14 protein-coding genes are annotated in these 26,497 nt (G+C 65.4%); 7 read left to right on the top strand and 7 right to left on the bottom strand.

Features of this window, described 5'->3' with window-relative positions; all coding sequences use genetic code 11:
* Positions 1–2,388 carry a glycoside hydrolase family 127 protein gene (locus C8J47_RS01190; RefSeq protein WP_121884682.1) on the bottom strand — a complete coding sequence of 796 codons (2,388 nt, stop codon included), beginning with the start codon at positions 2,386–2,388 and terminating at the stop codon, positions 1–3.
* 93 nt (positions 2,389–2,481) lie between these two features.
* Here C8J47_RS01190 and C8J47_RS01185 point away from each other — a divergent pair, with 93 nt between their 5' ends.
* Complete coding sequence (locus C8J47_RS01185; protein ID WP_121884122.1) at positions 2,482–5,208, top strand: DUF5695 domain-containing protein; 2,727 nt, start codon at positions 2,482–2,484, stop codon at positions 5,206–5,208.
* Between the two features lie 144 nt (positions 5,209–5,352).
* Here the strand turns inward: C8J47_RS01185 and C8J47_RS01180 are convergent, their stop codons facing one another.
* From C8J47_RS01180 to C8J47_RS01165, 4 genes are all read right to left on the bottom strand, one after another.
* Positions 5,353–7,644 (bottom strand): DPP IV N-terminal domain-containing protein, encoded by a 2,292-nt coding sequence (locus C8J47_RS01180; protein WP_121884121.1) that lies wholly within the window; start codon positions 7,642–7,644, stop codon positions 5,353–5,355.
* Positions 7,644–10,109 carry a beta-galactosidase GalA gene (galA, locus tag C8J47_RS01175; protein WP_121884120.1) on the bottom strand — a complete coding sequence of 822 codons (2,466 nt, stop codon included), beginning with the start codon at positions 10,107–10,109 and terminating at the stop codon, positions 7,644–7,646. The genes C8J47_RS01180 and galA overlap by 1 nt, the downstream gene beginning before the upstream one ends.
* 15 nt (positions 10,110–10,124) lie before the next feature.
* A complete protein-coding gene (locus C8J47_RS01170; RefSeq protein WP_121884119.1) occupies positions 10,125–13,016 on the bottom strand; it encodes a TonB-dependent receptor in 2,892 nt (963 codons plus the stop codon).
* A gap of 285 nt (positions 13,017–13,301) precedes the next feature.
* The gene (locus C8J47_RS01165) at positions 13,302–13,877 is read right to left on the bottom strand and encodes a helix-turn-helix domain-containing protein (protein WP_310886112.1); all 576 of its coding nucleotides are present in this window, start codon (positions 13,875–13,877) and stop codon (positions 13,302–13,304) included.
* A gap of 128 nt (positions 13,878–14,005) precedes the next feature.
* Between C8J47_RS01165 and C8J47_RS01160 the strand changes: the two genes are divergently transcribed.
* From C8J47_RS01160 to C8J47_RS01150, 3 genes are read left to right on the top strand one after another with little or no spacing between them, the layout of a single operon-like run.
* Positions 14,006–15,223 (top strand): efflux RND transporter periplasmic adaptor subunit, encoded by a 1,218-nt coding sequence (locus C8J47_RS01160; RefSeq protein WP_121884680.1) that lies wholly within the window; start codon positions 14,006–14,008, stop codon positions 15,221–15,223.
* 6 nt (positions 15,224–15,229) lie between these two features.
* Complete coding sequence (locus C8J47_RS01155; RefSeq protein WP_121884118.1) at positions 15,230–18,439, top strand: efflux RND transporter permease subunit; 3,210 nt, start codon at positions 15,230–15,232, stop codon at positions 18,437–18,439.
* Positions 18,440–18,444: 5 nt separating this feature from the next.
* Positions 18,445–19,959: an efflux transporter outer membrane subunit gene (locus C8J47_RS01150; RefSeq protein WP_121884117.1), complete on the top strand. Its 1,515-nt coding sequence runs from the start codon at positions 18,445–18,447 to the stop codon at positions 19,957–19,959.
* A gap of 131 nt (positions 19,960–20,090) precedes the next feature.
* Here the strand turns inward: C8J47_RS01150 and C8J47_RS01145 are convergent, their stop codons facing one another.
* Together C8J47_RS01145 and C8J47_RS01140 are read right to left on the bottom strand one after the other, a co-directional pair.
* Positions 20,091–20,543 (bottom strand): DUF3617 family protein, encoded by a 453-nt coding sequence (locus C8J47_RS01145; protein ID WP_121884116.1) that lies wholly within the window; start codon positions 20,541–20,543, stop codon positions 20,091–20,093.
* Positions 20,544–20,770: 227 nt separating this feature from the next.
* Positions 20,771–21,190, bottom strand: a complete 420-nt coding sequence (locus C8J47_RS01140) for a globin domain-containing protein (protein WP_121884115.1) — start codon at positions 21,188–21,190, stop codon at positions 20,771–20,773.
* Between the two features lie 404 nt (positions 21,191–21,594).
* On the opposite strand from C8J47_RS01140, the gene C8J47_RS01135 reads away from it, so the two are divergent.
* The 3 genes from C8J47_RS01135 to C8J47_RS01125 all read left to right on the top strand — a co-directional run bounded on the left by C8J47_RS01135 (position 21,595) and on the right by C8J47_RS01125 (position 26,476).
* On the top strand, positions 21,595–22,182 hold the full coding sequence (locus C8J47_RS01135) for an RNA polymerase sigma factor (RefSeq protein WP_183128983.1): 588 nt from the start codon (positions 21,595–21,597) through the stop codon (positions 22,180–22,182).
* 70 nt (positions 22,183–22,252) lie between these two features.
* On the top strand, positions 22,253–23,242 hold the full coding sequence (locus tag C8J47_RS01130; RefSeq protein WP_121884113.1) for a FecR family protein: 990 nt from the start codon (positions 22,253–22,255) through the stop codon (positions 23,240–23,242).
* A gap of 135 nt (positions 23,243–23,377) precedes the next feature.
* Positions 23,378–26,476, top strand: coding sequence for a TonB-dependent receptor (locus tag C8J47_RS01125; protein ID WP_121884112.1), 3,099 nt, complete (start codon positions 23,378–23,380; stop codon positions 26,474–26,476).
* Positions 26,477–26,497 lie beyond the last annotated feature (21 nt).

Here is a 26,497-nt window from a genome sequence, read left to right as displayed (position 1 = left end):
TCATGCGGTTGCGCCCGGCTTGGCAGCTACCATCCGCACCCCGAATACCGGCCCCGCCGACGACCGGTCATGCGGCACGAACCGTATCTTCACGCTCGCCTTGCCCTTGGTCACTCCGATGGGCAGCGGATACTCGACATCGAAGAACTTGCCCGGCTGGTCCGCCTCGAGATGCTGCGTGGCGACCTTCACGTTATCCACGAGGATGTCGAAATCGCGCGCGCGCTCATCGCCCCAATAGGTCGCCTGCACCACCAGCGGCACCGGCCGTGTCTTCATGGTGAACTCGAAATACCCGCCCGACCGCGCATCGCGCCCGTTCCGCCCGCGATAGCTGACCGGATACGAGATCTCCGACGTCAGCGCATGATCGCGCTCGGGCTGCATTTCGCCCAGATGCATCACGTCGACCGACCGTGCGGCGAGATCCTTCAGCCGCGCCTGCTCGGTCAGGAACGCCGCCTCCTCGGTCTTCCACGCCGCCTCGCTGAAGCGCTTGAAATACACCGCACTACGCCGTTCATACTGACTGTAGAACGGCACGAAGGTGAGGTCAGCAGGCCGGATGATCCCCTTCGTCGCATAGCGCGCACCCACGCCAGCCGTCGGCGTGAACGCGGCGAGCAAATCCGCGCCGACCATCGCCGGATCGGCCTGCTCCCATTTCCCCTCGGTCGAGCCGAGATCAGCGGCCATCACCATCGGCCCGCGGAGCACCGCGACCGTATCGACGTCGCCTGGTGCACTTTCCAGCCGCAGGTCGAGCGGTACGGTGATCGCGACGACATCGCCCGCCTTCCATTTGCGCTCGACGATCGCATAGCCCTTCGCCAGCACCGGCTCGACCGCCGCGCCGTTGACCGTGACCGTCGCACGCCCGTTCGCCCAGCCCGGCACCCGCAACGCGATCGGAAACTGCCCCGGCCTTGCCAGCTTGGTCAGCGTCAGCCGCGACTCCGGCTCGAACGGATAGCGCGTGTCGAGCGTCAGCACCGCACCCCGCGCCTGCCACCGCGCCTCCGCCGGGATGTAGAGATTGACCAGCAGCGTGCCGTCGCCCTCCCAGAAGATCGCCTCGCCGTGCTTGGCATGGCTCTCCATGCCCGTCCCGACGCAGCACCAGAATGCGTCGTCCTTCGGCGTCGAATACTCGCGCGCAGTGCCCGTCATCAGCGGCGTCATATAGGTGAAGCCGGCGGTCTTCGGGTCCTGCGCCGCCATGATGTGGTTCAGGTGTGCGCGCTCGTAATAGTCGAACATCGCGCCGTCCGGTGCCCAACCATAGAGCTGCTGCGTCAGCTTGAGCATGTTGTAGCTGTTGCAATGCTCGCACGTCTGCTCGGTGATGTGGTTCGCGATGCTGTCGGGGCCGGAGAAATACTCGCGGTCGGCATTGCCGCCGATCACATAGCTGTGATGCTGCGTGACGGTGTTCCAGAAGAACCGCGCGGCGTTCGCGGGCGCGGGCTTGCCGTTCAGTTCATGGATCCGCGCGAGCCCGATCAGTTTCGGCACCTGCGTATTGGCATGGAAGTTGGCGAGCTTGTCCTCGCCCGCGACCATCGGATCGAGCATCTTCCGGTCGTACAGCCGCTCTGCGACGTCGAGCCATTGCTTGTGCCCGGTCCGCGCCGACAGCTCGGCATAGCTCTCGTTCAGCCCGCCATATTCGCACCCGAGCAAAATCTGCATCTGCGCGTCGTCGAGCGCCGCGAACACCTTCGCGAAATACGTCGCGAGCCCGGTCGCGACGGTCAGCGCCTGCGTATTACCCCACGCGGCATGCACATCGAGCAGCCCCGCGAACACCTTGTGCACGGTATAGAGCGGCGACCACGAGCCGTTGAGATCGAACCCGCCCGACTTGATCTCGCCGCGCATCACCTCGGGGAAGATCTCCTCGCCATCGACGATCGTGCCGTCCTTCCGCTTGCGCCCCAGCGCACCGACATAGCCGGTACCGCGCTTCGCCTGTGCCCGCGCCAGTTCGGCAACGATATAATCCGCGCGGGTGCGGCACTCCGCGTCGCCGGTCTGTGCATGCATGAGCACCAGCGCAGTCAGGTAATGGCCGAGCGTATGCCCGGCGATCGTGTCGCTTTCCCACCCGCCATAGAGCGGCGCCTTCGCGGGGAGCCCGGCATAGACCATGAAATTGTGCAGCAACCGATCCGCGCTCAACCGCAGCAGATACGCGCGATTGACCTCGACCGCGGTTGCATAGGCGGACGGGAGCAGGCGCACCGCTGACAGGGGCAAAGGCTTGGCCTTGGTCGGGAGCAGCGTCATTCCCCTGCCAGTCGCCCCCCTGCCAAACGCCTGTTCGCCCACCGACAACAGCGCCACCGCCGTCGTTCCCATCAATACGTCCCGGCGGTTTGCGAACATCTTTATCTCCATTCGGATATCGTATACTATACGTCCGACAAGGCAGCGCAAGTGACACTTTATCCTCACCTTTGACTTCGAGCGAGTAACGCCATGACAGCCTTCCGCCTCCTGACGCTGCTCCTGGCGACGACCGTGACGCTGCCCTGCGGGGCCCAACCCAAACCCGCCAAGCCAAGCTACCGCCCGATCGCTCAGACCGCGCTTCGCACCCCTGCCTTCCGGCTCGCGCTCCGCACCGACACCCAGACGCTCGCCCGCCTGTCCCCCGCTGCAGAGCCCGGTTTCGACTTCGTCCCCGGCGCCCGCGAAGCCGAGCGTGCCGCCGACGGCTATGTCCATATCGGCGACATCCACCTCCGCGTCCGTCAACCCGGCGGCGCCTGGACCGACTTCGCCTCCGCGCAGCACCGCAAGGCGATCCGCCGCCTCCCCTCGACCGGTGCCACGCTCGCAGCCGCCGACATCACCGCCTCGCTCGGAGCCACCAGCCCGTTGCGCGTCGAGCGCCGCTGGATCGACGACCACGGCGTCCTCGCGCTCCGCTTCACGCTGACCAACACGACGACAGCCCCCGTCGAGATCGGTGCGCTCGGGCTGCCGATGGTGTTCGACAACATCATCACCGACCGCAGCCTCGAACAGGCGCACGCGCAGGCGAGCTTCGTCGACCCCTATATCGGCCGCGACGCCGGCTACCTCCAGGTCACCCGCCTCAACGGTGCCGGCCCCGCGCTGCTGGTCCTCCCCGAAAAGGGCACGCCGCTCGAGGCCTACCGCCCGATCCTCGAATCCGCCAGGGCGCCCAAGGGCGACATCTTCACCGACCGCAGCAAGCGCGGCCAGACCTCCGAAGGCTTCTACGACTGGACCGTCGCCAGCAAAGCCTTCGCCGAGAAGGAATGGGCGAAGGCCGGCGAGCAATGGAACGTCCCGACCAGCTTCACGCTCGCCCCTGGCGCCACCCGCACGATCGGCGTCCGCTTCGTCACCGCGCCGTCGATCGCGGCCATCGAGGACACGCTTGTCGCCAACCACCGCCCCGTCGCGGTCGGCATCCCCGGCTACGTCGTCCCGACCGACCAAGACGCGTCGCTGTTCCTCAAGACGCCGCTACCGATCGCCAAGATCGAAAGCCTCCCCGCTGGTGCGCTCACCGCAACCCCGGCCGCAAGCGCAAAAGGCTGGGCCCGCTACACCGTTCGCAGCAAAGGCTGGGGCCGCGCGAGTCTCGCGATCACCTACGCCGACGGCAGCGTCCAGACGGTCAGCTATTACATCACCAAGCCGCTCGACCAGACGATGGCCGACCTCGGCCGGTTCTCGACCACCCAGCAATGGTACGAGGACAAGGCCGACCCGTTCGGCCGCAACCCCGCGATCCTCACCTACGACCGCGAGGCCGGCAAAGTGGTCACGCAGGACCCACGTGTCTGGATCTCGGGCATGAGCGACGAAGGCGGCGCGGGCAGCTGGATCGCGGCGATTTCGAAACAGCTCGACAACCCCGACCCCACCGAGATCGCCAAGCTGCAACGCCTCGTCGACGAGACGATCCAGGGCGACCTGCAAGTCCCGGATGGCCCGCATGCCGGCGCGGTGCGGAAGAGCCTGTTCTACTACGACCCCGCCGCTCACCCCGGCTATTACGACCCGACCGTCGACTGGAAGACCTGGACCTCCTGGTCGAAGAAGAACGCGGGCGATCTCGGCCGCGCATACAATTACCCGCACGTCGCGATCGGCCACTGGGTGCTGTATCGCGTCGCACGCAACCACCCCGGCCTCGTCACCGCGCATCCGTGGCGCTGGTATCTCGACCACGCCTATCAGACGACCACCTCGATGATGCGCGACGCGCCCTATTACACGCAGTTCGGGCTGATGGAGGGCGAGGTGTTCGTCGATATCCTCAAGGACCTGAAGCGCGAAGGGCTCACCGCCGAAGCGACCGAGATGGAGCGCCTGATGAAGAAGCGCGCCGATCACTGGCGGACGCTGCGCTATCCGTTCGGCAGTGAGATGGCCTGGGATTCGACGGGCCAGCCCGAGGTCTACGCCTGGATGCGCTATTTCGGTTACCAGCCGCAGGCCGACGTGACGCGGAAAGTGATCCTCGCCTATGACCCGACGATCCCGAGCTGGGGCTATAACGGCAATGCGCGCCGCTATTGGGACTTCCTCTACGGCGGCAAATACCCGCGGATCGAGCGCCAGCTCCACCATTACGGCTCGACGCTCAATGCCGTCCCGCTGTTCGACGCCTACCGTGCCGACCCGACCGACCTGCGGCTGCTCCGCATCGCATACGGCGGCATGATGGGCGGCATCACCAACATCGACCGCGACGGCTTCTCCTCCGCCGCGTTCCACTCCGCGCCCGACATGATGCGCTGGGACCCGTATAGCGGCGACTACGGCATGGGCTTCTACGGCCACGCGATCACCGCCGCGAGTTATCTGGTGAACGACCCGACCTTTGGCTGGCTAGGCTTCGGCGGCAATGTGGACCAGGCGGCGGGCGTGGTCAGTATCACCCCGAAGGACGGCGCCCGCACGCGGCTCTTCATCGCCCGCGCCGGATTGTGGATCACGCTGGAAGCCGGGAAGATCGCACGAGCGACGTATGTCCCGACGACGGGGGGCGTGACGCTGACGCTCGATGCGGCGACGAAAATCAATCCAGCCGCGCGCGTGTTTGTCGAGACGACGACCAAGACCGGCCGGTCTTACACCATGGCAGGAGCCCAGTTCGAACGCGGCGGCTACACCGTCCCACTGGGATCGGCACCAATCAGTCTCGGCCTGTCACCTCAATAGTCCGAACACCACCCCGGCGGAGGCCGGGGCCCAATTGGAAAGGTCACCGTGACGAAGGACCGTCCATAGTCAGCGACGTCCCCCAATTGGGCCCCGGCCTTCGCCGGGGTGGAGCGCTCACGAGCTAGGTGCGTCAGCCCCCCTTCACTCCACCCCATTCCAATTCGCCACCGCTTCCCCGGCCAGCTCCCGAACGAAAAACCCGAACTGCCGCCGCGCGACATAGTCGATCGGCCCGGTCGAGCGCCCGACGCTATGCTCGCCACCCGGCACCACCAGCAGGTCGAAATCCTTGTCCGCGCGGATCAAGGCGTCAGCGACCTGCATCGTCGAGACCGGGTCGACGTTGCTGTCCTGCTCGCCGACGATCATCAGCAGTTTGCCGGTCAGTTGCGCGGCATGATCGACGCCCGATGCCGCGGCATAGCTCGCGTCGACCGGCCAGCCGAGCCACTGTTCGTTCCAGCTGATCTTGTCCATCCGGTTGTCGTAGCAGCCCGCATAGGCCACTCCGACCTTGTAGAAATCGCCGTGGAACAGCAGCGCGTTCAGCGTACTCTGCCCGCCCGCCGACGCGCCGTAGATGCCGACCCGGCCGATATCGTAGGACGGGTCCTTCGCCGCCATCGCGCGGTGCCAGAGGATACGATCGGGGAAGCCCGAGTCCGCGAGGTTCTTCCACGCGACGTCATGGAATGCCTTCGAGCGGTTGGCGGTCCCCATCCCGTCTATCTGCACGACGATGAAGCCGAGGTCTGCCTGCTCTTGCATGCCGACGACCTTGTCCCCGCCGGAATGATAGCCGAACGGCCAATATTGCTTGGGCACGAAACTCTCGTGCGGGCCGGCGTAGATGTTCTCGATTACCGGGTATTTCTTGCGCGGGTCGTAGTCGCGCGGACGAACGACGACGCCCCAGATGTCGGTCCTGCCGTCACGGCCCTTGGCAACGAACACCTCAGGCGGCCGAAACCCCGCTGCGCGCAACGCGCTGTCGTCGCCCTTGGTGATCGTCGCGACCAGCGCGCCGTCGCTCGACCGGTGCAGTTCGCTGACCGTAGGCAGGTCGACGCGCGAGTAGGTGTCGACATACTGCGTCCCGTCCGGCGAGAACCGCGCGTCGTGATCCGCCTTGGCTGGCGTCAGCGCAGCCAAATGCCGCCCGTCGAAATCGATCCGGTAGACGTGGCGGAAATAGGGGTCGTCGCCCGCATTCATCCCGCTCGCCGCAAACACGATCTGGCGCTTCGCATCGTCGACATGGATGACGTCGCGCACGACCCAGGCCCCAGTCGTGATCCGGTTCTTCACCTTCCCAGTGCGCCCGTCGACGAGATACAGATGGTTCCAGCCATCACGCTCGGACGCCCAGATGATCTCGTCGCCGCGACCGTTCACCTCGTGCGCATAGCGTCGGTCGGCATAGACGAACGTCTTCGCATCCTCGGTCACCGCGGCGTGCGCGACGCCGGTCTCCGCATCGACCGCCACAATCCGCGCCTGCCCGAACCCGCGCCGGACATAATCGAACGCGACACTGCGACCGTCACTGCGCCAGCGTGGCGCGGAGAGTTCGTACGCATTGGGAAACAGCGCGTCGTCGATCACCGTCTGGCGCCGGGTCGCCACGTCGAACAGCACCGGCCGTTCCTGATCGATCGCGTCGCCGGGCTTGGGATAGAGCTGGCTTTGCAGCTTCGGCTGAAGCTGATCGCGCGGCGACGATTCCACGCGCAAGACCCGCCGCTGATACCCTGGCCGCACACGGTAGATCATGATGTGCCGGCTGTCGGGCGACCAGCGCAGCGTCTCGGGATCGTAGAAGTCGCCTGCGGTGCCATCGACGCTGAGCGACACGATCGCCGTATCGCCGGTCTTGCGCACGACGAGGTTCTCGCCCTGCACGAATGCGGTCCATTTACCGTCGGGGGAAAGCTGTGGCGTGTTGTCCGCCTGCACTGCCATATCGCGCACCACGCCAAAGCCGCGCGGGCGGGTGCGATCGACGACCGCCTCGCAGTGGTAGACGACGATCCCGCACTGCCACCGCGTCTCGTCGAGGGAAAATGCGATCGCCTTGCCCTCGTCCGCATAGTCGACCTCGGCGAACGGCAGGTGCATCGCATCGACCGCCTCGTGACGCGCATCGCCCAGCGCCGCCGCAAGCTTGGCCGTATCGAACGCCGGCGACTTGGCGAGCGTCTTTGCGTCGACCGTCTCGAACGCGAACCCGCCCGCCACCGTCTTGCGATACGAGAAGTGCCGCCCATCCGGCGTCCAACGCGCCGGCCACGCGACCTCACGCGTCAGGTCCTGCCACTCACGGCGCAGTCCGATCGAACGCCGGAACGCGGCCTCGTCTGGCGCCGCTTGCGCCGCCGCCGAAGCGCAGAGCAATACCAGCGCGAGCGCCCGCGACGAACGACGTACAATCATCAGCTATCCTTGGTCATGCCGATCAGCGGCAGCATCGCCGGCGCCAACCCGTCACCGCGTGCTTCGAGACGAATCGGGCCACCCGTCGCGCCCGCCTGGACCAGCGCCATACAAAGGCCATTGAATGCCGAGCGCGACATCGCATGATCCGGTTCCAGACTCCGCGGATCGCCATTGCCGACGCCCAGCAACCGCGCATCTCCCGACAGCGCGAACGAGACGCGATCGGACGCGGTCGGTACTTCGCGGCGTTTCGCATCGAAGATCGCCACACGCACGACCGCGACTTCGCCCGGCGCCAATTGCCGCCGATTGCTCGACAACCCGATCCGTGCCGCCGCTCCCGTCGTCTCGCGCACCGCGTGCATCACGCGCTTGCCGCCGCGATACCCGTGCGCCTCAATCCGGCCCGGCGCATAGGCCACCTGCCATTCGAGATGCGTGTTCTTCACCACCGCCTGCCGCCCGAGGCTGCGCCCGTTCAGGACCAGCTCGACCGCCTCGCAGTTGCTGTGCACCCAGACCGACACCGGCTGCCCCTCGCGCCCCGCCCAGTTCCAATGCGGGAAAAGATGCAGCACCGGCTCGCCGCTCCACCACGCGCGGTAGTAATGGAAATTGTCCTTCGGGAAGCCGCACAAATCCATCTGGCCGAAGTTCGACACGTTTTCCGGCCAGCGCTCGAACGGGGTAGGCTCGCCCCGATAGTCGAACCCGGTCCAGACGAACCCGCCGCTCAGGAACGGCCGCGCGTCGTAGAAACTCCACCATTTTTCCGCAGTCGTCGCCCATTTGGGGAATTCGCGGTCGTACGCGGGCACGAAGCCAGCCTTGTCGTCGCGCGCATATTCGCCGCGGGTCATCACCGTGCTGCCCGTCTCGGTGCCGATCATCGGCATGTCGGGGTGCGCCGCGTGATACGGATCGATCGCGTCGAGGTAGTAATTGCACCCCATCACGTCGAGCACGCGCGACGCCCCCTCGCCGAACTTGCCGTTGAACGCCTCCGTCACCGGCCGCGTCCCATCGAGTTCGTAGACCTTCCGCTTCATCGTCTCGGCGATCCGCGCGCCGGTCTCGGTGCCGCGGTGGATCTCCTCGTTGCCGATGCTCCACAGGATGATGCTCGGGTGATTGCGGCCCTGCCGTACCATCCGTTCGAGCTGTCCCAGCCCCTCGGCATTGCTCGACATCTGCCGCGTCTCGTCGATCATCAGCAGTCCCATGCGGTCGCACGCGTCGAGGATCGCGGGCGACGGCGAATGATGCGTCGAGCGATACGCGTTGCTGCCCATCGCCTTCAGTTGTTCGAGCCGCCAGACGTGCAGGCTGTCGGGCACCGCGAAGCCGACCCCGGCGTGATCCTGATGGTTGCAGGTGCCCTTGATCTTGACCGGCCTGCCGTTGAGAAAAAAGCCGTGCGTCGCGTCGAACCGGATCGTGCGGATACCGAATGTGCACGTGTCGCGGTCCACCACCGCACCATCGACCAGGATCTCGCTGACCAGCGTATAAAGGTGCGGCGTCTCCAGCGACCATAGCGCGGGCGCAGCGACGCGCGTGTCCTGCGCCGCAATCGCTTTTCCCCAGGCCGGCAAGTCCAGCGGGTCCGCAACCAGCACCGCGACCGTCTTCCCGTCCGGCCCGACCACCGTGGACCGCACGCGCGCACTGGCGGCGGGACCGTCATTGTCGATCTCGGTCGAGACCCGCACGATCGCGCCATCCGAGCCGACCGAGCACCGCACGGTCGCCCCCCATCGCCGGACATGCACAGGCGCGGTCTTCACCAGCCGCACGTCGCGGTAGAGCCCTGCGCCTTCATACGACCACGCTTCGCCCAGGCTCACGTCGCAGCGGATGACGAGCACATTGTCCTCGCCAGATTTGGCGAAGTCGGTGACGTCGATCTCGAACGGCGCATAGCCGCTCTCATTCGATCCGACGACGAAACCATTGAGGATGACGATGCAGTCGCGCGCCACCCCATCGAACTGGAGCAGCAACCGCCGCCCCGCGTCCGCCTTGGCCAGCGTGAGCACGCGGCGATACCAGCCAACGCTGGTCGCCGGCCACATCCGCCCGACCGGCTTGAACCCCTGGAACGATCCGGTGCGATCGGCCTCGCTCCCCGCCGGCCCGAACTGTTCGAACGGCAGGTCGACCGCCCAGTCGTGTGGCAGCGTTACCGCCGTCCACGCGCTGTCGTCGAACTTGGGTTCGGCGACCGGCGTGCCGACATCGCCCGACTTGCCATACGTGTCGTGCGAGCGACCGAAGCCGAAATCCTTCGCCGGATCGCTCGCATGGCCGAGATGGAACCGCCAGCCGGTCCCGAGCGACACGATCTCGCGCGGGCTTACCGAGACCGTACCGGCCGCGCCGATCGGTACGGCGGGAACGATCGCGGCAAGCGCGGTCACGCCGGCCGTCTTCAAAACGTCGCGGCGGACCATGTTCGTCATACCATCATCCCAGCGTCAGAAGTTCACCGTCGCGCCGACGAACAGCGTCCGCCCGAGCACATCGTACACGCCGGGATAGGTGTTGCCGTTGCCGAACGACGACAGGATGCCCGAGGCGATCACCGGCGGGTCCTTGTCGAACAGGTTGTTGACGCCGGCACGAAGCTGGAGCCCCTCGCCGACCGCGACCGTCCCCGCGAGATCGATGTAGTTGTACGCGGAGATCTTGCGGTTGATGACGCTCGGCGTCCCGGCGAGGAAGGTGTTGTCCGACAGCGACGACAATTTGACCTGATCGATATGCCGCCACGAGACCGACACGCTCGCGCCCTGCGGCATCGACCATGTCGTGCGCATTACGTGCCGCCACTTCGGATTGGGCTGACCGCAGGTGTAGCCGTACAGACCCTTGCAATCATAGCTGCCAAGCCCCTTCAGCGGCTCGGACTCCTGCGAGATCAGCCGCGTGCCGACCATGTTGAGGTTGAGCTTGCCGAGTGCGCCGATCCCCAGCGTGTAGTCGGCGGTGAGATCGATCCCCGAGGTCTTGAGCGACCCGGTGTTGTACGTCGTCGAGACGATATAGCCGTTGCTGCCGAACAGCGCGCCCGAGCGCGGATCGCGCGTGAACAGCCCGCAATAGAAGGGATCGCTCGCCGCGACGCACTGGCTGATCGCCAGCGACGGATCGACCGAGCTGATATAATCCTTCACCTTGATCCGGTAGTAATCGACTGTCAGCGTCAGGTTGCGCACCATCCGCGGCGTCAGCACGAGGCCTGCGGTGTAGGTGTCGGCCTTCTCCGGCTTCAACGCCGAATTGCCGCCATATTGCGCCGAGCACGTGTCGGAGGGGCATTCGACGATATTGCCGTATTGCGCCTGCGTCACGCCGGTCAGGCGGCAGATATCGACGGACGCGGTCGGCGCGGTTCCCGAACACGGATCCTGCGCGGACACGTTGCCGATCGACCGCGACCCGAAAAGCTCGGAGATGTTCGGCGCGCGGATCGCCCGGTTATAGCTGAAGCGGAACCGCGCATCCTTCGACGGCGCCCAGGTCGCCTCGCCCTTGTAGGTCCAGACGTTGTATTTCGACTTCAGTCCGGTCGACTGCTGGTCATTGCGATAGGCGGAATAGCGCAGGCCGCCATTGATGGTCAGTTCGTGCGCGAACGGAAGGTCCTGGAGGATCGGGACCTCGATCTCGCCATAGCCTTCGTTGACGGTGATGCGGCCATCCGAATTGGTCGTGCCGCCCTGCTGGGCGATGGCGTCGGCGGTGAAGTTCAGGGTTTCGCGGCGGCGTTCGGCGCCGACAGCGATGTTGACACCGCGCGTCGCCCACGGGCTGGAAATGCCGAACGTACCGAGATCGCCGGTAAGGTTTGCGGAAAACACGTCCAGGACGTTGCGCGACGCGGTGTTGCTCTCCGAGAACAGATACGCGCCCTGCGTGTCGGTGATCGCATTGGCCTGGAAGACGTTGACCGGCACGCATGCCGGATCGCTGCCGTCGACGACCGAGCGACAGGTCGGCACGCCGGCGACGTTGACGACATCGAGCGCGCGCTGCGCCTTCACATTGTCGACGTTGTTCAGATACGTCTCGTTGTAGCGTACCAGCGAGTGAAGGTAATTCAGGTCGTAATGAAAGCCGTGGCCGAGATCGCCGCGGACACCGGCCGAATAGCGATAATCCTGATGCCGCAGATCGTCGCGACGCGACTGCCCCGAACCCAGACGATACCCGATCAGCGTATCCTGCGTCGCGGCCGTCCCCGCGGTCGCCCCGCACAACGACTGCTGCTGCGCGGCGCTCATGAGCGGATTGTTGCACGGCACGGTGAAGGTCGTGCCGAGGAACAGCGCGGATGGCGCGACCTGCGAGAACGTATGGTCCTTCATGTACATGAAGCTGCCATAGATCTCGGCGATCGGCGCGATCTCGAACTTGGCGAAGGCGCCGCCGGTATAACGCTCGTCCGACCGCTGGAAGTAGTTGGTCGGCGCATAGTTATACGCATAGGCCGAGGTGTACGGCACCCAGGTCTGCGTGCCGTTGGCGTTGTTGGTCAGCGTGGTGCCCGAATTGGGCCCACCGAGCGGCACGAACGTTCCGATCGGCGTATTGCTCGATCCGCCGCAGATCAGACCATTGCCCGCCGAGTCCGATGGATTGAGCGCGCAGGCTGAGACATCGCGGTTGGCCTGCAACACCGGATCGGTGTGGCGATAGCCGCCATAGACGGTGATGTTGCCGCGGCCGTTTGCAAAGTTCTTGCCGTACGCCGCGTTCAGATCCTGCTTGCCGCCATCGGCGACCCGGCCCGGCGCGTTCGCATAGCCGCGCGTGGTCAGGATACTCCGTACCGCGCCATTGTCGTTGGTATGCAGACCGAGCCCTGACTGCACGTCGATCCGCAACCCGTCAAGATGATCCTTCAGCACGAAATTGACGACGCCCGCGACCGCGTCGGACCCGTAGACCGCGGACGCGCCGCCGGTCACCACGTCGACCCGGTCGATCAGCGCCGAGGGCACGAAGTTCAGATCGATCGCCTGCTGCGGCAGCAAGCGCTGGCCGTTGAGCAGGATCAGCGTCCGGTTCGACCCGAGGTTGCGCAGGTTGATGTTGGCGGTGCCATCCGATCCGTTCGAGACGTTCTCGTTCGCGTCGGCGGTGAATTGCGGCAGGCGGTTCAGCACGCTCTCGACGTTGACCGCGCCTTGATACTTGATTTCCTGGTCGGTGACGGAGGTGATCGGGCTGTTGCTTGCCAGATCGGGGCGGCGGATGCGCGTTCCCGTGACCGTGATGGCTTCGTCGGCGCTCGCATCGGGGCTGGACTGTGGTGCAGGCGAAACCTGCGCATACGCTCCTGATGACAGGAGCATCGCAACCATCGCCCCGATGCTCGACCGATTTCGCAATTTACCGACCAAAAATGTCATGAGTGCCCGCGCCCCTGTTTGGATGTTGCGCGCAATCCATCATGTCTACCAGATTAAGTCAAATATAATATACGATATCCACTTTGTAACAAATGACCTGATACCACGAACGCGACGGAAACCCGGCACGCTTGGCACCATGGTGAAACATGACCGTAGCGATCGATCGCGTGAGTGAATGCCTTCTACACACGTTGTGCGCATCGCTGCTCGGGCAGTGCGACGCGCTACATTGCTCTAAAGCGCGCGGACCGCGGCCAGGATCATCCGGCCTGTCAATCGCGCGGTCTGATCTTCCGACAGCCGAGGACGCGACAAGGTGCGGTGGCCAAGCCCGAACATGAAGGCGAGGATAAGTTCCTCCGCGCCCTCCAGCTCGTTTTCCTGGAGATCCGGATTGGCGACGCAGGCCAGTTCGCGGATCATCTGGCGAAACCCGCGGCACAGATCGGCGATCGTGTCGGCGACGTCAGTGTTGCGGTGCGCCTCGGCCATGATCTCGAACGACAGCGCTTCGTCACCCTTCGACAACGCGCGGCGAGCCAGTTGGACGAACCCCTCCTCGATCGACAATCCCTCGAACTTCACCGAGTCGTTCATCGTCTGCAACTCGGCCATCTTGGCCGTGGCGTCTTCCATTACGATCGCCTGGATCACCGCGTTCTTGCCGGTGAACAGACGATAGATCTGGCCGACCGACACGCCCGCCGCGACCGCGAGTTCGGACATCGGCGTCTGGTGAAACCCCTGCGTCGCAAACAGATGACGGGCCGCAGCGACGATACGCTCCCGGCTTCCCAGCTCATGCTGCACTGCACTCAAAATCATATTCCCGATGCGTTTTTTGGTTGACCGGCCGCTCGCACAATCCTAGCGGGCAAGCAAGCGGAATGAACGTTCATTCCGGTCAACCTATCTGCACGGACGTCGGGATGCTCAACATGCAGCGATTGAACCTCAAGGGATCTGTGGCGCTGGCCGCACTTGTCCTGCTGTCGGCTTGCGGCAAGGAGCAGGCTCCGCCGCCTCCGCCGACACCGACCGTAGGCGTCGTCACCGTTGGCGAGGAGTCGGTCGTCCTCACCTCCGAGCTTCCGGGTCGTATCGCCGCGGTAGAAACCTCCGAGGTCCGTCCACAGGTCAGCGGCGTGGTTCGCGATCGCCTGTTCACCGAGGGCGCGATGGTCAGCAAGGGCCAGGTGCTCTACGCGATCGAGGACGCCCCCTATCGCGCGGCACTCGCCAGCGCGCAGGGTCAGCTCGGCGCGGCTCAGTCGCAGATCAACGCGACCCGCCTCCAGGCGCAGCGCTACGGCCAGCTCGTCCAGCTGAACGCGGTCAGCAAGCAGGAGGCGGACAACGCCACCGCGTCCGCGCAACAGGCTCGCGCGAATGTTGCAGCGCAGCAGGCGGCTGTCCAGTCGGCCCGCGTTAACCTTGGCTTCACGCGGATCAAGGCGCCGATCTCGGGCCGCATCGGTCGCTCGCTCGTGACCGTCGGCGCGCTGGTCCAGATGGGCCAGACCGATCCGCTCGCGACGATCCAGCGGACCAACACGGTGTATGTCGACGTCGTCCAGTCGGCGGCGCAGCTGCTCGATCTGAAGCAGGCGATGGCGAGCGGCGGCGTGACGCGCGGCGACGGCAGCGCGCGCGTCCAGCTGATCCTTCCGAACGGCAGCACCTATCCGATCGAGGGTCGCCTGCAATTCTCCGAAGTCACGGTCGACCAGACCACCGGCGCGGTGACGCTGCGCGCGAGCTTCCCGAACCCCAACGGCCTGTTGCTGCCCGGCATGTACGTCCGCGCCAAGCTGGTCGAGGGCACGCGCGCACAGGCGATCATGGCGCCGACCGCGGGCATCACGCGCGATCCGCGCGGCGGTGCGACCGCTCTGGTTGTCAATGCGCAGAACAAGGTCGAGCAGCGCACCGTCACCACCGATCGCGTGATCGGCGACAAGTGGATCGTCACCAGCGGCCTGAAGCCCGGCGACAAGCTGATCGTCGAGGGCCTGCTCAACCTGCGTCCCGGCGCGACCGTCAAGCCTGCCGCCCCGCAGCAGGTCGCCAAGCCCGCCGGCGCACCCGGTACCGCCCCCGGAGGCGGCGACGCGTCCGGTGCGACCAGCAACAGTTCCGCGCAGGCCGGGAAGTAACCGCCCATGTCACGCTATTTCATCGATCGACCCATCTTCGCATGGGTCATCGCCATCATCCTGATGCTGGCCGGCATCCTCGCGATCCGGTCGCTGCCGATCGCGCAGTTCCCTGAGATCGCCGCCCCCAAGGTGACGGTTGCGACGTCCTATCCGGGCGCCGACGCACAGACGCTCGAGAACACGACGACGCAGATCATCGAGCAGCAGATGAAGGGCATCGACAACCTTCGCTACTTCGCCTCGACGTCGGACGGCTCGGGCAACCTCGCGATCACGCTCACCTTCGAGCAGGGGACCGACCCCGACATCGCGCAGGTTCAGGTGCAGAACAAGCTGCAACAGGCGACGCCGTTGTTGCCGCAGGAAGTGCAGCAGGCCGGTCTCCGCGTGACCAAGGCGACCGCCAACTTCCTGCTCATCATTGCCGCCTATTCGGAAAACGGCGACCACGACCAGGTCGATCTCGGCGACATGATCGCCTCGAAGCTCCAGGATCCGCTCAGCCGCATCAAGGGCGTCGGCGACACGCAGGTGTTCGGCGCGCAATATTCGATGCGGATCTGGGTCGACCCCTTCAAGATGTCGAACCTCGGCGTCACCGTCACCGACATCACCTCGGCGCTGACCGCGCAGAACGCACAGGTCTCGGCCGGTCAGGTGGGCAGTCTGCCCGCGGTGAAGGGCCAGTCGCTCAACGCCACCGTGACCGCACAGTCGCGCCTGCAGACGCCGGAACAGTTCCGCGCGATCATCGTCCGCTCGGCGACCAGCGGCGCGACCGTGCGCCTGTCGGACGTCGCCCGCGTCGAAATGGGTTCAGAGAATTACAGCTTCCAGGCACGCTATAACGGCAAGCAGGCGGCAGGTTTCGGCGTGAAGCTGGCACCGGGTGCGAACGCGCTCGATACCGTCAAGCTGGTGAAGGCCGAGGTTAATCGGATCGCCAAGCAGTTCCCGCCCGACGTCAAGGTCGCGTTCCCGATCGACAATTCGACGTTCGTGCGGCTGTCGGTCGAGCAGGTCATCCACACGCTGATCGAGGCGATCGTCCTCGTCTTCCTCGTGATGTTCCTGTTCCTCCAGAATTTCCGCGCCACGCTGATCCCGACGATCGCGGTCCCGGTCGTGTTGCTCGGCTCGCTTGCCGTGCTCCAGGTCGCGGGGTTCACGATCAACACGCTGACCTTGTTCGGCATGGTGCTGGCGATCGGCCTGCTCGTCGATGACGCGATCGTCGTCGTCGAGAACGTCGAGCGACTGATCCAGGAGGAAGGGCTCTCCCCGAAGGAAGCCGCCAAGAAGTCGATGGACGAGATCAGCGGCGCGCTGGTCGGCATCGGCCTGGTGCTGTCGGCGGTGTTCCTGCCGATGGCGTTCTTCAGCGGCTCGACCGGCGTGATCTTCCGGCAGTTTTCGATCACCATCGTGTCGTCGATGGCGCTGTCGGTGCTGGTCGCGTTGATCCTGACGCCCGCGCTCTGCGCGACGATCCTGAAGCCTGCGAAGGAAGGTCATAGCGAGAAGAAGGGCTTCTTCGGCTGGTTCAACCGGACCTTCGACAAGGGCGTCGGCAAATACGGCAACGGCCTGCGCCGCGTCGAGAAGGGCTGGGTCCGCACGATGCTGGTCTATGCCGTGATCGTCGCCGGGATGGCCTTCATCTTCCTGCGCCTGCCGTCGGGCTTCCTTCCCGAGGAAGATCAGGGCGTGATGTTCGCGCAGGTCTCGATGCCGTCAGGTACGCCGATGGAGGAGACCGCCCGGACGATGGACAAGGTCCGCGATCACTTCCTGATCGACGAGAAGGCCAACACCGCGGGCATCTTCACGATCAGCGGCTTCGGCTTCGTCGGCCAGGGCCAGAATGTCGGCATCGCCTTCATCCAGCTGAAGCCCTGGGAAGATCGTAGCGGCAAGGAGAACGGCGTCGCGGCTGTTGCGCAGCGTGCCAACCAGGCACTCGCAGGCGTCCGTGCCGGCATGGTGATCGGCTTCGTGCCGCCCGCCGTGCAGGAACTCGGCAACGCCAATGGCTTCGACTTCATGCTGAAGGACAATGCCGGCGTCGGTCACGAGAAACTGCTCGAGGCGCGCAACATGCTGCTCGGCATGGCCAGTCAGGACAAGCGTCTGATGCAGGTCCGCCCGAACGGCCTGGAGGATGCACCACAGCTGAAACTGAACGTCGACCAGGCAACCGCCGGCGCGCTCGGGCTCAGCCAGGCGGACATCAACACGACCGTCAGCACCGCATTCGGTGGCGCGTACATCAACGACTTCATCGACCGCGGGCGCGTGAAGAAGGTGTTCGTGCAGGCCGACGCACCGTTCCGCACGACGCCCGCCGATCTCGGCAACTTCTACGTCCGCGGCACGACCAGCAACGCGATGGCACCGTTCTCGTCCTTCTCGACGACGAGCTGGAACTACGGTCCGTCACGCCTCGAACGGTATAACGGCGTGGCGTCGTTCGAGATCATGGGTTCGCCGGCGCCCGGCGTCAGCAGCGGCACCGCGATCAAGGCGATGGAGGAGATGGCGGCCAAGCTGCCCCCCGGCATCGGCTATGAGTGGACCGGGCTCAGCTACGAGGAAAACCTGTCGGGTGGCCAGTCGACCACGGTCTACGCACTGTCGCTGCTGATCGTGTTCCTCTGCCTGGCCGCACTGTACGAGAGCTGGTCGATCCCGATCGCCGTCCTGCTGGTGGTGCCATTGGGCGTCCTCGGCGCGGTCGGTGCGGCGATGATCTTCGGGCTCAACAACGACATCTACCTCCAGGTCGGGCTGATCACGACGATCGGCGTGGCGGCGAAGAACGCGATCCTGATCGTGGAATTCGCCGAGGAGAAGATGGGCGACGGGATGAACGCGGCCGACGCCGCGGTCGAGGCGGCAAAGCTTCGCCTTCGCCCGATCCTGATGACGTCGTTCGCGTTCATCTTCGGCGTGTTGCCGCTCGCACTGTCGAGCGGTGCCGGCGCCGGCGGCCAGAACGCGATCGGCTGGGCTGTGGTCGGCGGCATGCTGTCCGCGACCGTCCTTGCGATCTTCTTCGTGCCGCTGTTCTTCCTGCTCGTGAAGCGCGTCTTCAAGCAGGACAAGGCCGGCTCGGGGCAGGACCGCGACCAGGTGCCCGACCACGACGGCAACCCTGACGACAACCGTGACGGCGGCCATCCGCCCCACGACCAGCGGCCGCAGGAGGCCTGATCCAGATGTTCTCTCGCAAAACCGCCCTTCTGTTCGCCGCCGGGCTCACGCTCGCCGGGTGCAACCTCGCCCCTAAATACGTCCGCCCGGAGCTTCCCGTGGCGCCGAGCGGACCGACCGGACCCGCCTATGCGGCCGGCAACGCCGCGAACGCGATCGTGCCCGCGGACACCGCGTGGGAGGCGTTCTTCACGGACGATCGCCTGCGCGGCGTGATCCGCCTCGCGCTCGACAATAACCGCGACGTCCGCATCGCGGTCGCCAACATCGCACAGGCGCGCGCGCAATACCGCGTCCAGCGTGCGGACCTGTTCCCGACGCTCGGCGCGACCGGCAGCGCGACCTACCAGAAGTCGCCGTTCAACGCGGTCGGCGGCGGTGGAGTCGGCGGCGGCACGGGCGGCGGTGGCACAGGTGGCGGCGGCACGGGTGGCGGCGTTGGCGGCGGTGTCGGCGGCGGAACCGGTGCAGGCGCGGTGGCCGGCAGCGGTCGTATCGACATCTACTCGGCCAATGTCGGCGTTTCGGCCTGGGAGATCGATCTCTTCGGCCGCATCCGCAACCTCACCCAGGCACAGCAGGAAGCGTATTTCGCGGCGGAGGAAAACCGCAACGCCGCCCAGGTGTCGCTGATCTCGGAGACCGCGACCGCGTGGCTGACGATGGCCGCGGACCAGGACCGCCTCAAGATCGCGCAGGATACCGAGCGCGCGTTCGGCCAGACGCTGAAGCTCACGCAGGACCGGTTCCGGATCGGCATCGCGTCCGAACTCGAAGTGCGTCAGGCGCGCACGACCTATGACCAGGCGCGCTCGGACATTGCCGACGCGACCACGCTGATCGCGCAGGACCAGAACGCGCTCAACCTGCTCGCCGGCACGACCGTGACACCGGAGCTGCTCCCCGCGCGGATGCCGGACAAGACGCCGACGCTGGAGAATCTACCCGCCAACCTGTCGTCGGAGGTGCTGTTGCGCCGTCCGGACGTCGCAGCGGCCGAGCACAACCTGATCGCCGCGAATGCGAACATCGGCGCGGCGCGCGCGGCATTCTTCCCGAACATCTCGCTGACCGCGGCGTTCGGTACGCTCAGCCTCGGCCTGTCGAACCTGTTCGGCAGCGGCAGCCAGCAATGGTCGGTCGCGCCGACGATCACGCAGCCGATCTTCGATTTCGGCCGCAACAAGGGCAACCTGCAATATGCCAAGGCAACGCGCGACGCGATGCTGGCCACGTACGAGAAGAGCATCCAGACCGGCTTCCGCGAGGTCGCCGATGCGCTGGCACGTCGCGGTACGATCAACAGCCAGCTCGAGGCGCAGACGTCGCTGCGCGACAACGCGGCCGGCGCGTACAACCTCTCGCAGCTCCGCTTCCGCGCCGGGATCGACCCCTTCCTCAACACGCTGGATTCGCAGCGCGCGCTCTACACCGCACAGCAGAGCCTGCTGGCCACGCGCCTCGTCCGCGACAGCAACGCGGTCGAACTCTACCGCTCGCTCGGCGGTGGCCTGAAGTAATGGTTAGGGGCGCTCCGATGGTCGTGCGTCGTGACCATCGGAGCGTGATCCGTGCGTGATCGACTGCGTTTCCTGGTCGCCGTGACGGAAATCGCTACGTTCATTCCAGCCGGACTTGTGGCGATTTCGCGTTAGTCTGCAACGCGCGAGGCACGCTGGTTGAGCACGATCTTCATCGGTCCCTTCGGCGTCACGCCGGTAACGATCGCCTGGCCGACGAAGCCCGTGCGATCATACGTCCCCACGCGCGCGATCTCGACCGGCTTGCCGCGCTTTTGCGGGCACGTCAGCGCCTGGACATAACGGCCGTCGGCGACGTGCTGACCGTCGACCCGGCATTGCGCCTTGGGATCCGGGACGAGCAGCGCGTCGATCGCCTGTGCGGTCGCAATGCTCTTGCGCTCGGCCTTCGACTTGCCGCGCATCATCCGCATGACGAACCCCGGAACACCGGGGATCGACAGCTCGGCGACGGTCGATGTGATATCCCAGCGCCCCGCCGCGATCGTCGGCAGATCGGCGGCGGCGGCGGCGGCGGCGGCGGGAGCGGCGAGAATGAGCGCGACGGCGGCGTGTTTGAGCATGGCTCCGCTTACCCGCGACCCCGGCGCTTCACCAGACCGCCGTGATCGCGACCCGCCGTCCCCGATACCCGTGCGACAAAAGAAAAGAAGAGACTGCTCAACCATCTCAAGCGGCTGCGGGGGCAGACGAGCTGGTTCACATTGTCCACACCTATTTGACCTGACCATAGGCTCCACCTTGGCGCGGTCCGCCGCGGGCGTTTGCGGCAATCTGCGGCGATCCACTATCAGCCGTCGGGATACGCTTCGGCGATCATTACCCCTGCAGTTTCCGCATAGACCGCCTCCCAGGCTTCGCGGATCTCCGGCGTGAAACGGCTTCCCAAGATTTCCGAAAACGTCGCGATCAATACGGCACCGACAGCTTCGTATTGATAGGGTCTGACGCCGTATCCGACATGTTTTCGGGCAAGGTCCGCTAAGGTAGGCCGCAACCCGGCAATATTCCCGACTTCCCTGACGAGAATAGCGATCGTCTTGTCGAACACGAATGCCTGGTGGCGCAGATCGTCGGGAAAGAGCGCCCGAGCGAAAGGGTGATCGAGCAGCAGTCGATGATAGAAAAGTTCGGAATACGGGCGGGGTGACCGTCCGATCAGCACATAGCTTTCGGTCACGAGCCGGACCTGATCTGCCGTCAAGGACATGCCCCCCCTCCCCCGCGGATGAATTTCCCCGCACCGCCGAAGATCTCGACCAGAGCGAAATATTCCCGCCCACAGCCAAGGACTTATGCCCGATTACATTATCAGATCAGATCGCTGAGCGATGTCAAGATGCTTGCGGCATCGCGGCTGGCCCCGCTCGAAGGTTCATGTCGGTGCACGCTGCGGAGAAAAGCCCGCGCCGGCCACCGTCGATCGACTGGCCAAAGCCACCGCCGCGGCCATGCGGCTAACGATGTCGTTGACCGTGGGACTGCATTTCTCGTCGATGGTATCGCCAGCGGAGCGACGTCGACCCTGTGGGGCACCGGCGCATCCGGCTGTCGTCGGAATGACACGAGCGCGGCCTAGAGGACGCGCTCCCCTCCACCACGGTGAGAGATTGCGTGTCTGTCGTCCGCCCTATCGATCGCTGGTTCGTCGAGGAGGTTCTCCCCCATGAACGCGATCTGCTCGATGTGGCGTATCGGTTGTGCCGTGGTACGGACGAAGCGCGCGATCTGGTACAGGACGTGCTCGCGCGGATGCTCGCGACGGAAGCTTGGGGGGCGATCGTCAATCCCAGGACATACATGCTGCGGATGATGCGCAATCTGGCGATCGACCGGCTGCGCCGTGCCAAGATCATCGATTTTCGCCATTTCGTCGAATTCGAGAACTTCGACGCTCCCGACGACACCCCCGACCAGCACCGGATAGCCGAGGACCGCCAGCAGCTCGACGATCTCGCGCACGCGATACGGGCGCTGCCGGACAAGTGTCGAACCGTCTTCGAGCGCTGTCGCGTCGATGGCCAGTCGCCGCGACGGATCGCCGACGAACTCGGCGTAAGCCTCTCGACGCTCGAGAAGCGGCTCGCACGGGCGATTTACCTGGTCACCCAGGCGCTTGAGCCGCGCCGTCGAGACACGTACGAGGTGCCGGAGCCGGATATCGGACACCGCCGGCTCGCCGGATCTCGAAAACCGCATTGAACGACATCTTGGCGGATTGCGATGCGGCGTTCGTCTAGGGGAGTATGTATGTGCTGAAAGAGGATCGCGCATGACGCGGTTCGGCGGTCTTCTTCGTAACGATGCCGATATCGATGCGGCCGAAGCCGCCGCATGGTTGGCGCAGCATCGCCTGGGCAATCTGGACGAGGTCGCGTTCCAGACGTGGCGCGACGAGGATGTCGCGCACGCGATCGCCTTCGCGCGTGCGCTGGCGATGTGGGACAGGGCCGGCAGCGAGACTCCGCGGTCCGTGCGCGAACTTTCGGGGCGCCGCACCGCCGCCCCGGCCCCCGACGCACCGAAAGGGCCCTGTTCGCGACGGATGTTCCTGCAAGCGGCCTGCGCGGTGGCGGCGGTCGGCGTCGTCGCGGCCGGTACGACCGCGACGCGCGCGTATGCCTGGGATAGTGAAACGACCGCCGTCGGCGAGAGCAAGACGATCCGCCTGCCGGCAGGCGGTGTCGTCGCGCTCAATACGGATTCACGGTTATCCTGGCGCGTGTCGAGCACCGAAAGAACGTTCTGGATCGAACGCGGTGAAGTCGCGCTGAGTCTTCCGAAGGGACCGGATGCCGTGTTTCACGGCGACGGGCGCATGGTCGTCCTTTCGGCGGGGCGCTTCAACGTGCGTGCGCGGGGCGGGGCGCTGGATCTGCTGGTGCAGAAGGGCGTGGCACGCGTCGCCGGAGAGGCTGGGTCGATGCCCGGTTCGACGATAGACGCGCGCAGTGGCGCGACGAGCCTGCTGGTATCGTCCGACGGCGCGATCGTGCGTCGGGCCGATGCCGATCAGGTCGACCGGGTCACGGCGTGGCAGCACCAGGAGATCCTCTTCCGCGATGCGACGCTTGGCAGCGCGGTCGAGGAGTATAACCGATTTCTGGTCCGCAAGATCGTGATCGTCGATCGCGAGCTCGCCAGCATCCCGGTCGGCGGACGGTTCGTCACGAGCGACCCGACCGCTTTCCTCGATGCTGTTTCGACCGGCTTGGACATACGGGTATCGCGCTCGCCGACCGCGTATCTGCTGACCCGCTGACGCTTCGGCCGATCCCGCATGTCGTCGGACTGAAAATCGCGAGAAAGTTTTGTCGGAGTTGGCGGTTGGTCCCGCGCTGATCGTCTTTCGGGGTGAAGACGGTCTCGACCAACCATCCCAACCGAGGTTTCCCCCATGCGCTCGACACTCGCCGGGACGTCGCTGCTCGCGACGCTCTTGATGACGCCTGCCGCCCATGCCGCGCCGATCGCCGCGCCCGACATGCAGAGCTTCGATATCGCTCCCCAATCGCTGGCGAACGCGCTGACCGAATTCGGCCGGCAGGCGAACGTGCAGATCTTCTTTCCCCGCGCCGCGATCGCGCAGGTCCAGTCCGTGGCGATCCGCGGCACGATGTCCCGACAGGCTGCATTGCGTCTGTTGATCTCGAACAGTCCGCTCCAGCTGCGGCGCGACGACGGGAAGACCATCGTGCTTAGCGCGGCCGACCCGCAAGCGCGCGCTGGCCTTCGTCATCCGGTTGCCTTGACCACGGGCGCTGCGGCCCCCGATCGCGCTGGCGTAACAGTGCCCGATGCAGCCCCGGACCCCGCCGCCGATCCCGGCAATGATATCGTGGTGACCGGCGCTGTGCCGCTCGAGGAAGAGCGCGCGCTTGCCTGGAAACGACAGCAGGTCGGCACCAATGCGGTCATGTCCGGCGAGACGATCGCCCGGCGTCCGGGTGGCAACATCGTCGACATCCTCGCGGTGCTGCCGGGCGTCAGTGCCTATGCGGACATGGGGCTCGGCCAGGCCGCGACCGGTGAAGCGGAGTTCATCTCGATTCGCGGCATCGATTCGAGCTACAACGCCTATTCGATCAACGGCATGCGCGTGGCGGAAGCCGATCCGGCGACCCGCGCGCTGTCGCTCAAGATGATCGCGCCCTACGGCCTGCGCTCGGCGAGCGTGTCGAAGACCCCCGGCGCCGCCGATTACGGCGACTCGATCGGCGGCACGGTCGACATCGCGACGCCGACCGGTTTCCAATATGGCGACCATTATCTGAAGGTCACCGGCGGCGCGAATTACAACGACCGTGCCGACAAGCTCGGCTTCAAGGCATTCGGCGGGGTCGGTCAGATCGAACTCGCCAAAACGTTCGGCGCGAACCACGCCATCGGCGTCTACGCGACCGGCTATTACGAACAGCGTCGATCGGCGGCGGAGAGCGTCGAGGCGGTCACCTATATCCCCGCGACGGCGACCTCGGGCCCCGGCGACCTGACCGCGATGGGGATCAAATACGATCTCTACGATTCGAACATCGAGCGGTTCGGCGGCAATTTTTCGATCGATTTCAAGGGCGATGCGGTCTCCGCGTTCATCCGCGGCACCTATGGTCATTACAAGGTTTCGTCGGTCGACGTGCAGCACAGCATCACGGGCGGCATCCTCCAGTTGCTCGGCACGGCGCCCTATTACGGGGCGAACGGTGCGTATAACCCGCTCGGCACGCTGGCCGGCAGCTACTTCCAGGCCCGCGACCAGATCTCGCAGCTCGGCACGATCCAGGCCGGCAGCGACATCAAGATGTCCGACAAAGTCTCAGCATCGTTGCGCGCGTCCTATGGCTATGGCCAGCAGCGGCGTCCGAATTACGTCGAAGGAAGCCTGTACAGCGACACGAGCCTGTTGACCGACAGTGCTGGCAATCCCCGCGGCAGCGTCCTGATCGACACCGGCAATCCGACCAATATCGGCCTCGCATTCGCCGATCCGGCGACGCGAAACGCCGTCTTCAGCGCCGACTCGATCCGCGCGTGGAAATTCCAGGCGCGCGACGTCGAGTCCGACGACAACCTCTACGAACTGAAGCTCGATATGGATTACGCCCCCGACGGGCTGATCAAGCATATCCGCTGGGGTACCGACCTCAGCCTGTCGGACCGCTCGCAATACGACCGCGGACTGCTCGGCAACAACGGCGACAATTTCGTCATTCCCGCCGCCGATGGCAGCCGGCCCGATTTCGATGCCGGCCAAGGCCCGACCGGCTCCGCGCTCCCCGGCCGCAACGTCGATTTCATGGGCGGAAACTATCCCGGCTTCCGGATCTACGACCGGACGTATTTCGAGAAGAGCATCCTGCCCTACGCCTATACCAACCAGTTCACGCCCGATGGCACCCCGAACCCGGGTTATTACACGACCAATGACTATGCCCGGAACACGATCTTCGGCACGGAGACGGTCGTCGCCGGCTATGCGCAGGCGGACGCCGCGCTCGGGCCGGTGCAGATGGTCGCAGGGCTTCGCTTCGAGCACACCGACTTCACTGCGACCCACTGGGTAGTGGTCACCGATTCCGGCGGCGTATCGCCGAACGATACCGGCCATTTCACGTCGGACGGCAACAGCTACAACGAATTCCTGCCAAGCCTGAACCTGGCCTATCGCCCGACCGATCGGCTGGTCATCCGCGGCGCAGCACGGCGCAGCTTCGCACGGCCGGCCTTCGCGCTGGTCGCCGGTCCCGAGACCTACAGCTACAACGACGTCACCGGCGCGCTGGCGTTCGTCAACCGGTCCAACCCCGATCTGAAGCCGACGACCGCGACCAACCTCGACCTCGGCGTCGAATGGTATCCCGACCACAGCGCGGTGATCGAGACGGCGGGCTTCTACAAGCATCTGTCGAACTTCGTGTTCACCGCCAGCGCGACCGGCAGCACGCCGAGTTCGAGCGGCGGCACCAACACCGTCGGCGGGATCGTCTACACGATGCCGCTGAACGGCAGCGACGCCGATCTGTACGGCGTAGAATTCCATGCGCGGAAGCAGTTCTTCGAACTCGGGCGGTTCTTCGGCGGCTTCGGGGTCGAGGGGTCCGCCACGTTGCAGGACAGCCGTGCCGACAGCGGCGTCGCCGGGCGCGGCACGACGGTGCTGCCGCGCGCGCCCAACGTCATCTACAACACCGAGCTGTTCTACGAGCGTCCGGCATTTTCGGGCCGCCTCGCCTGGCAATATGTCGGCCGCCAGTTGCTGAGCCTCAACGACCAGCTCGACACGTATCTGCAGCCCAACCGCCAGCTGAACTTCAACGCGACCTATCACATCGGCCGATGGTCGCTGTCGGGACAGGTGCAGAACATCCTCAACAAGGAAAGCTTCTACAAGACGATGGGCAAGAGCACGCGCTATCTGGGGGTGCAGGATGGCGGCGGTAACGGCTCGTATGTCGAGACCGGCCGTTTCTTCAAGCTGACGACCTCGTTCCAGTGGTGAACGCCTGTCGAGCACGAGGCT

The organism is Sphingomonas sp. PP-F2F-G114-C0414 (assembly GCF_003688595.1).
Taxonomy (GTDB): domain Bacteria; phylum Pseudomonadota; class Alphaproteobacteria; order Sphingomonadales; family Sphingomonadaceae; genus Sphingomonas.
Note: the sequence above shows the minus strand (reverse complement) of the source record. Positions and strands in the feature narration are given on the sequence as shown.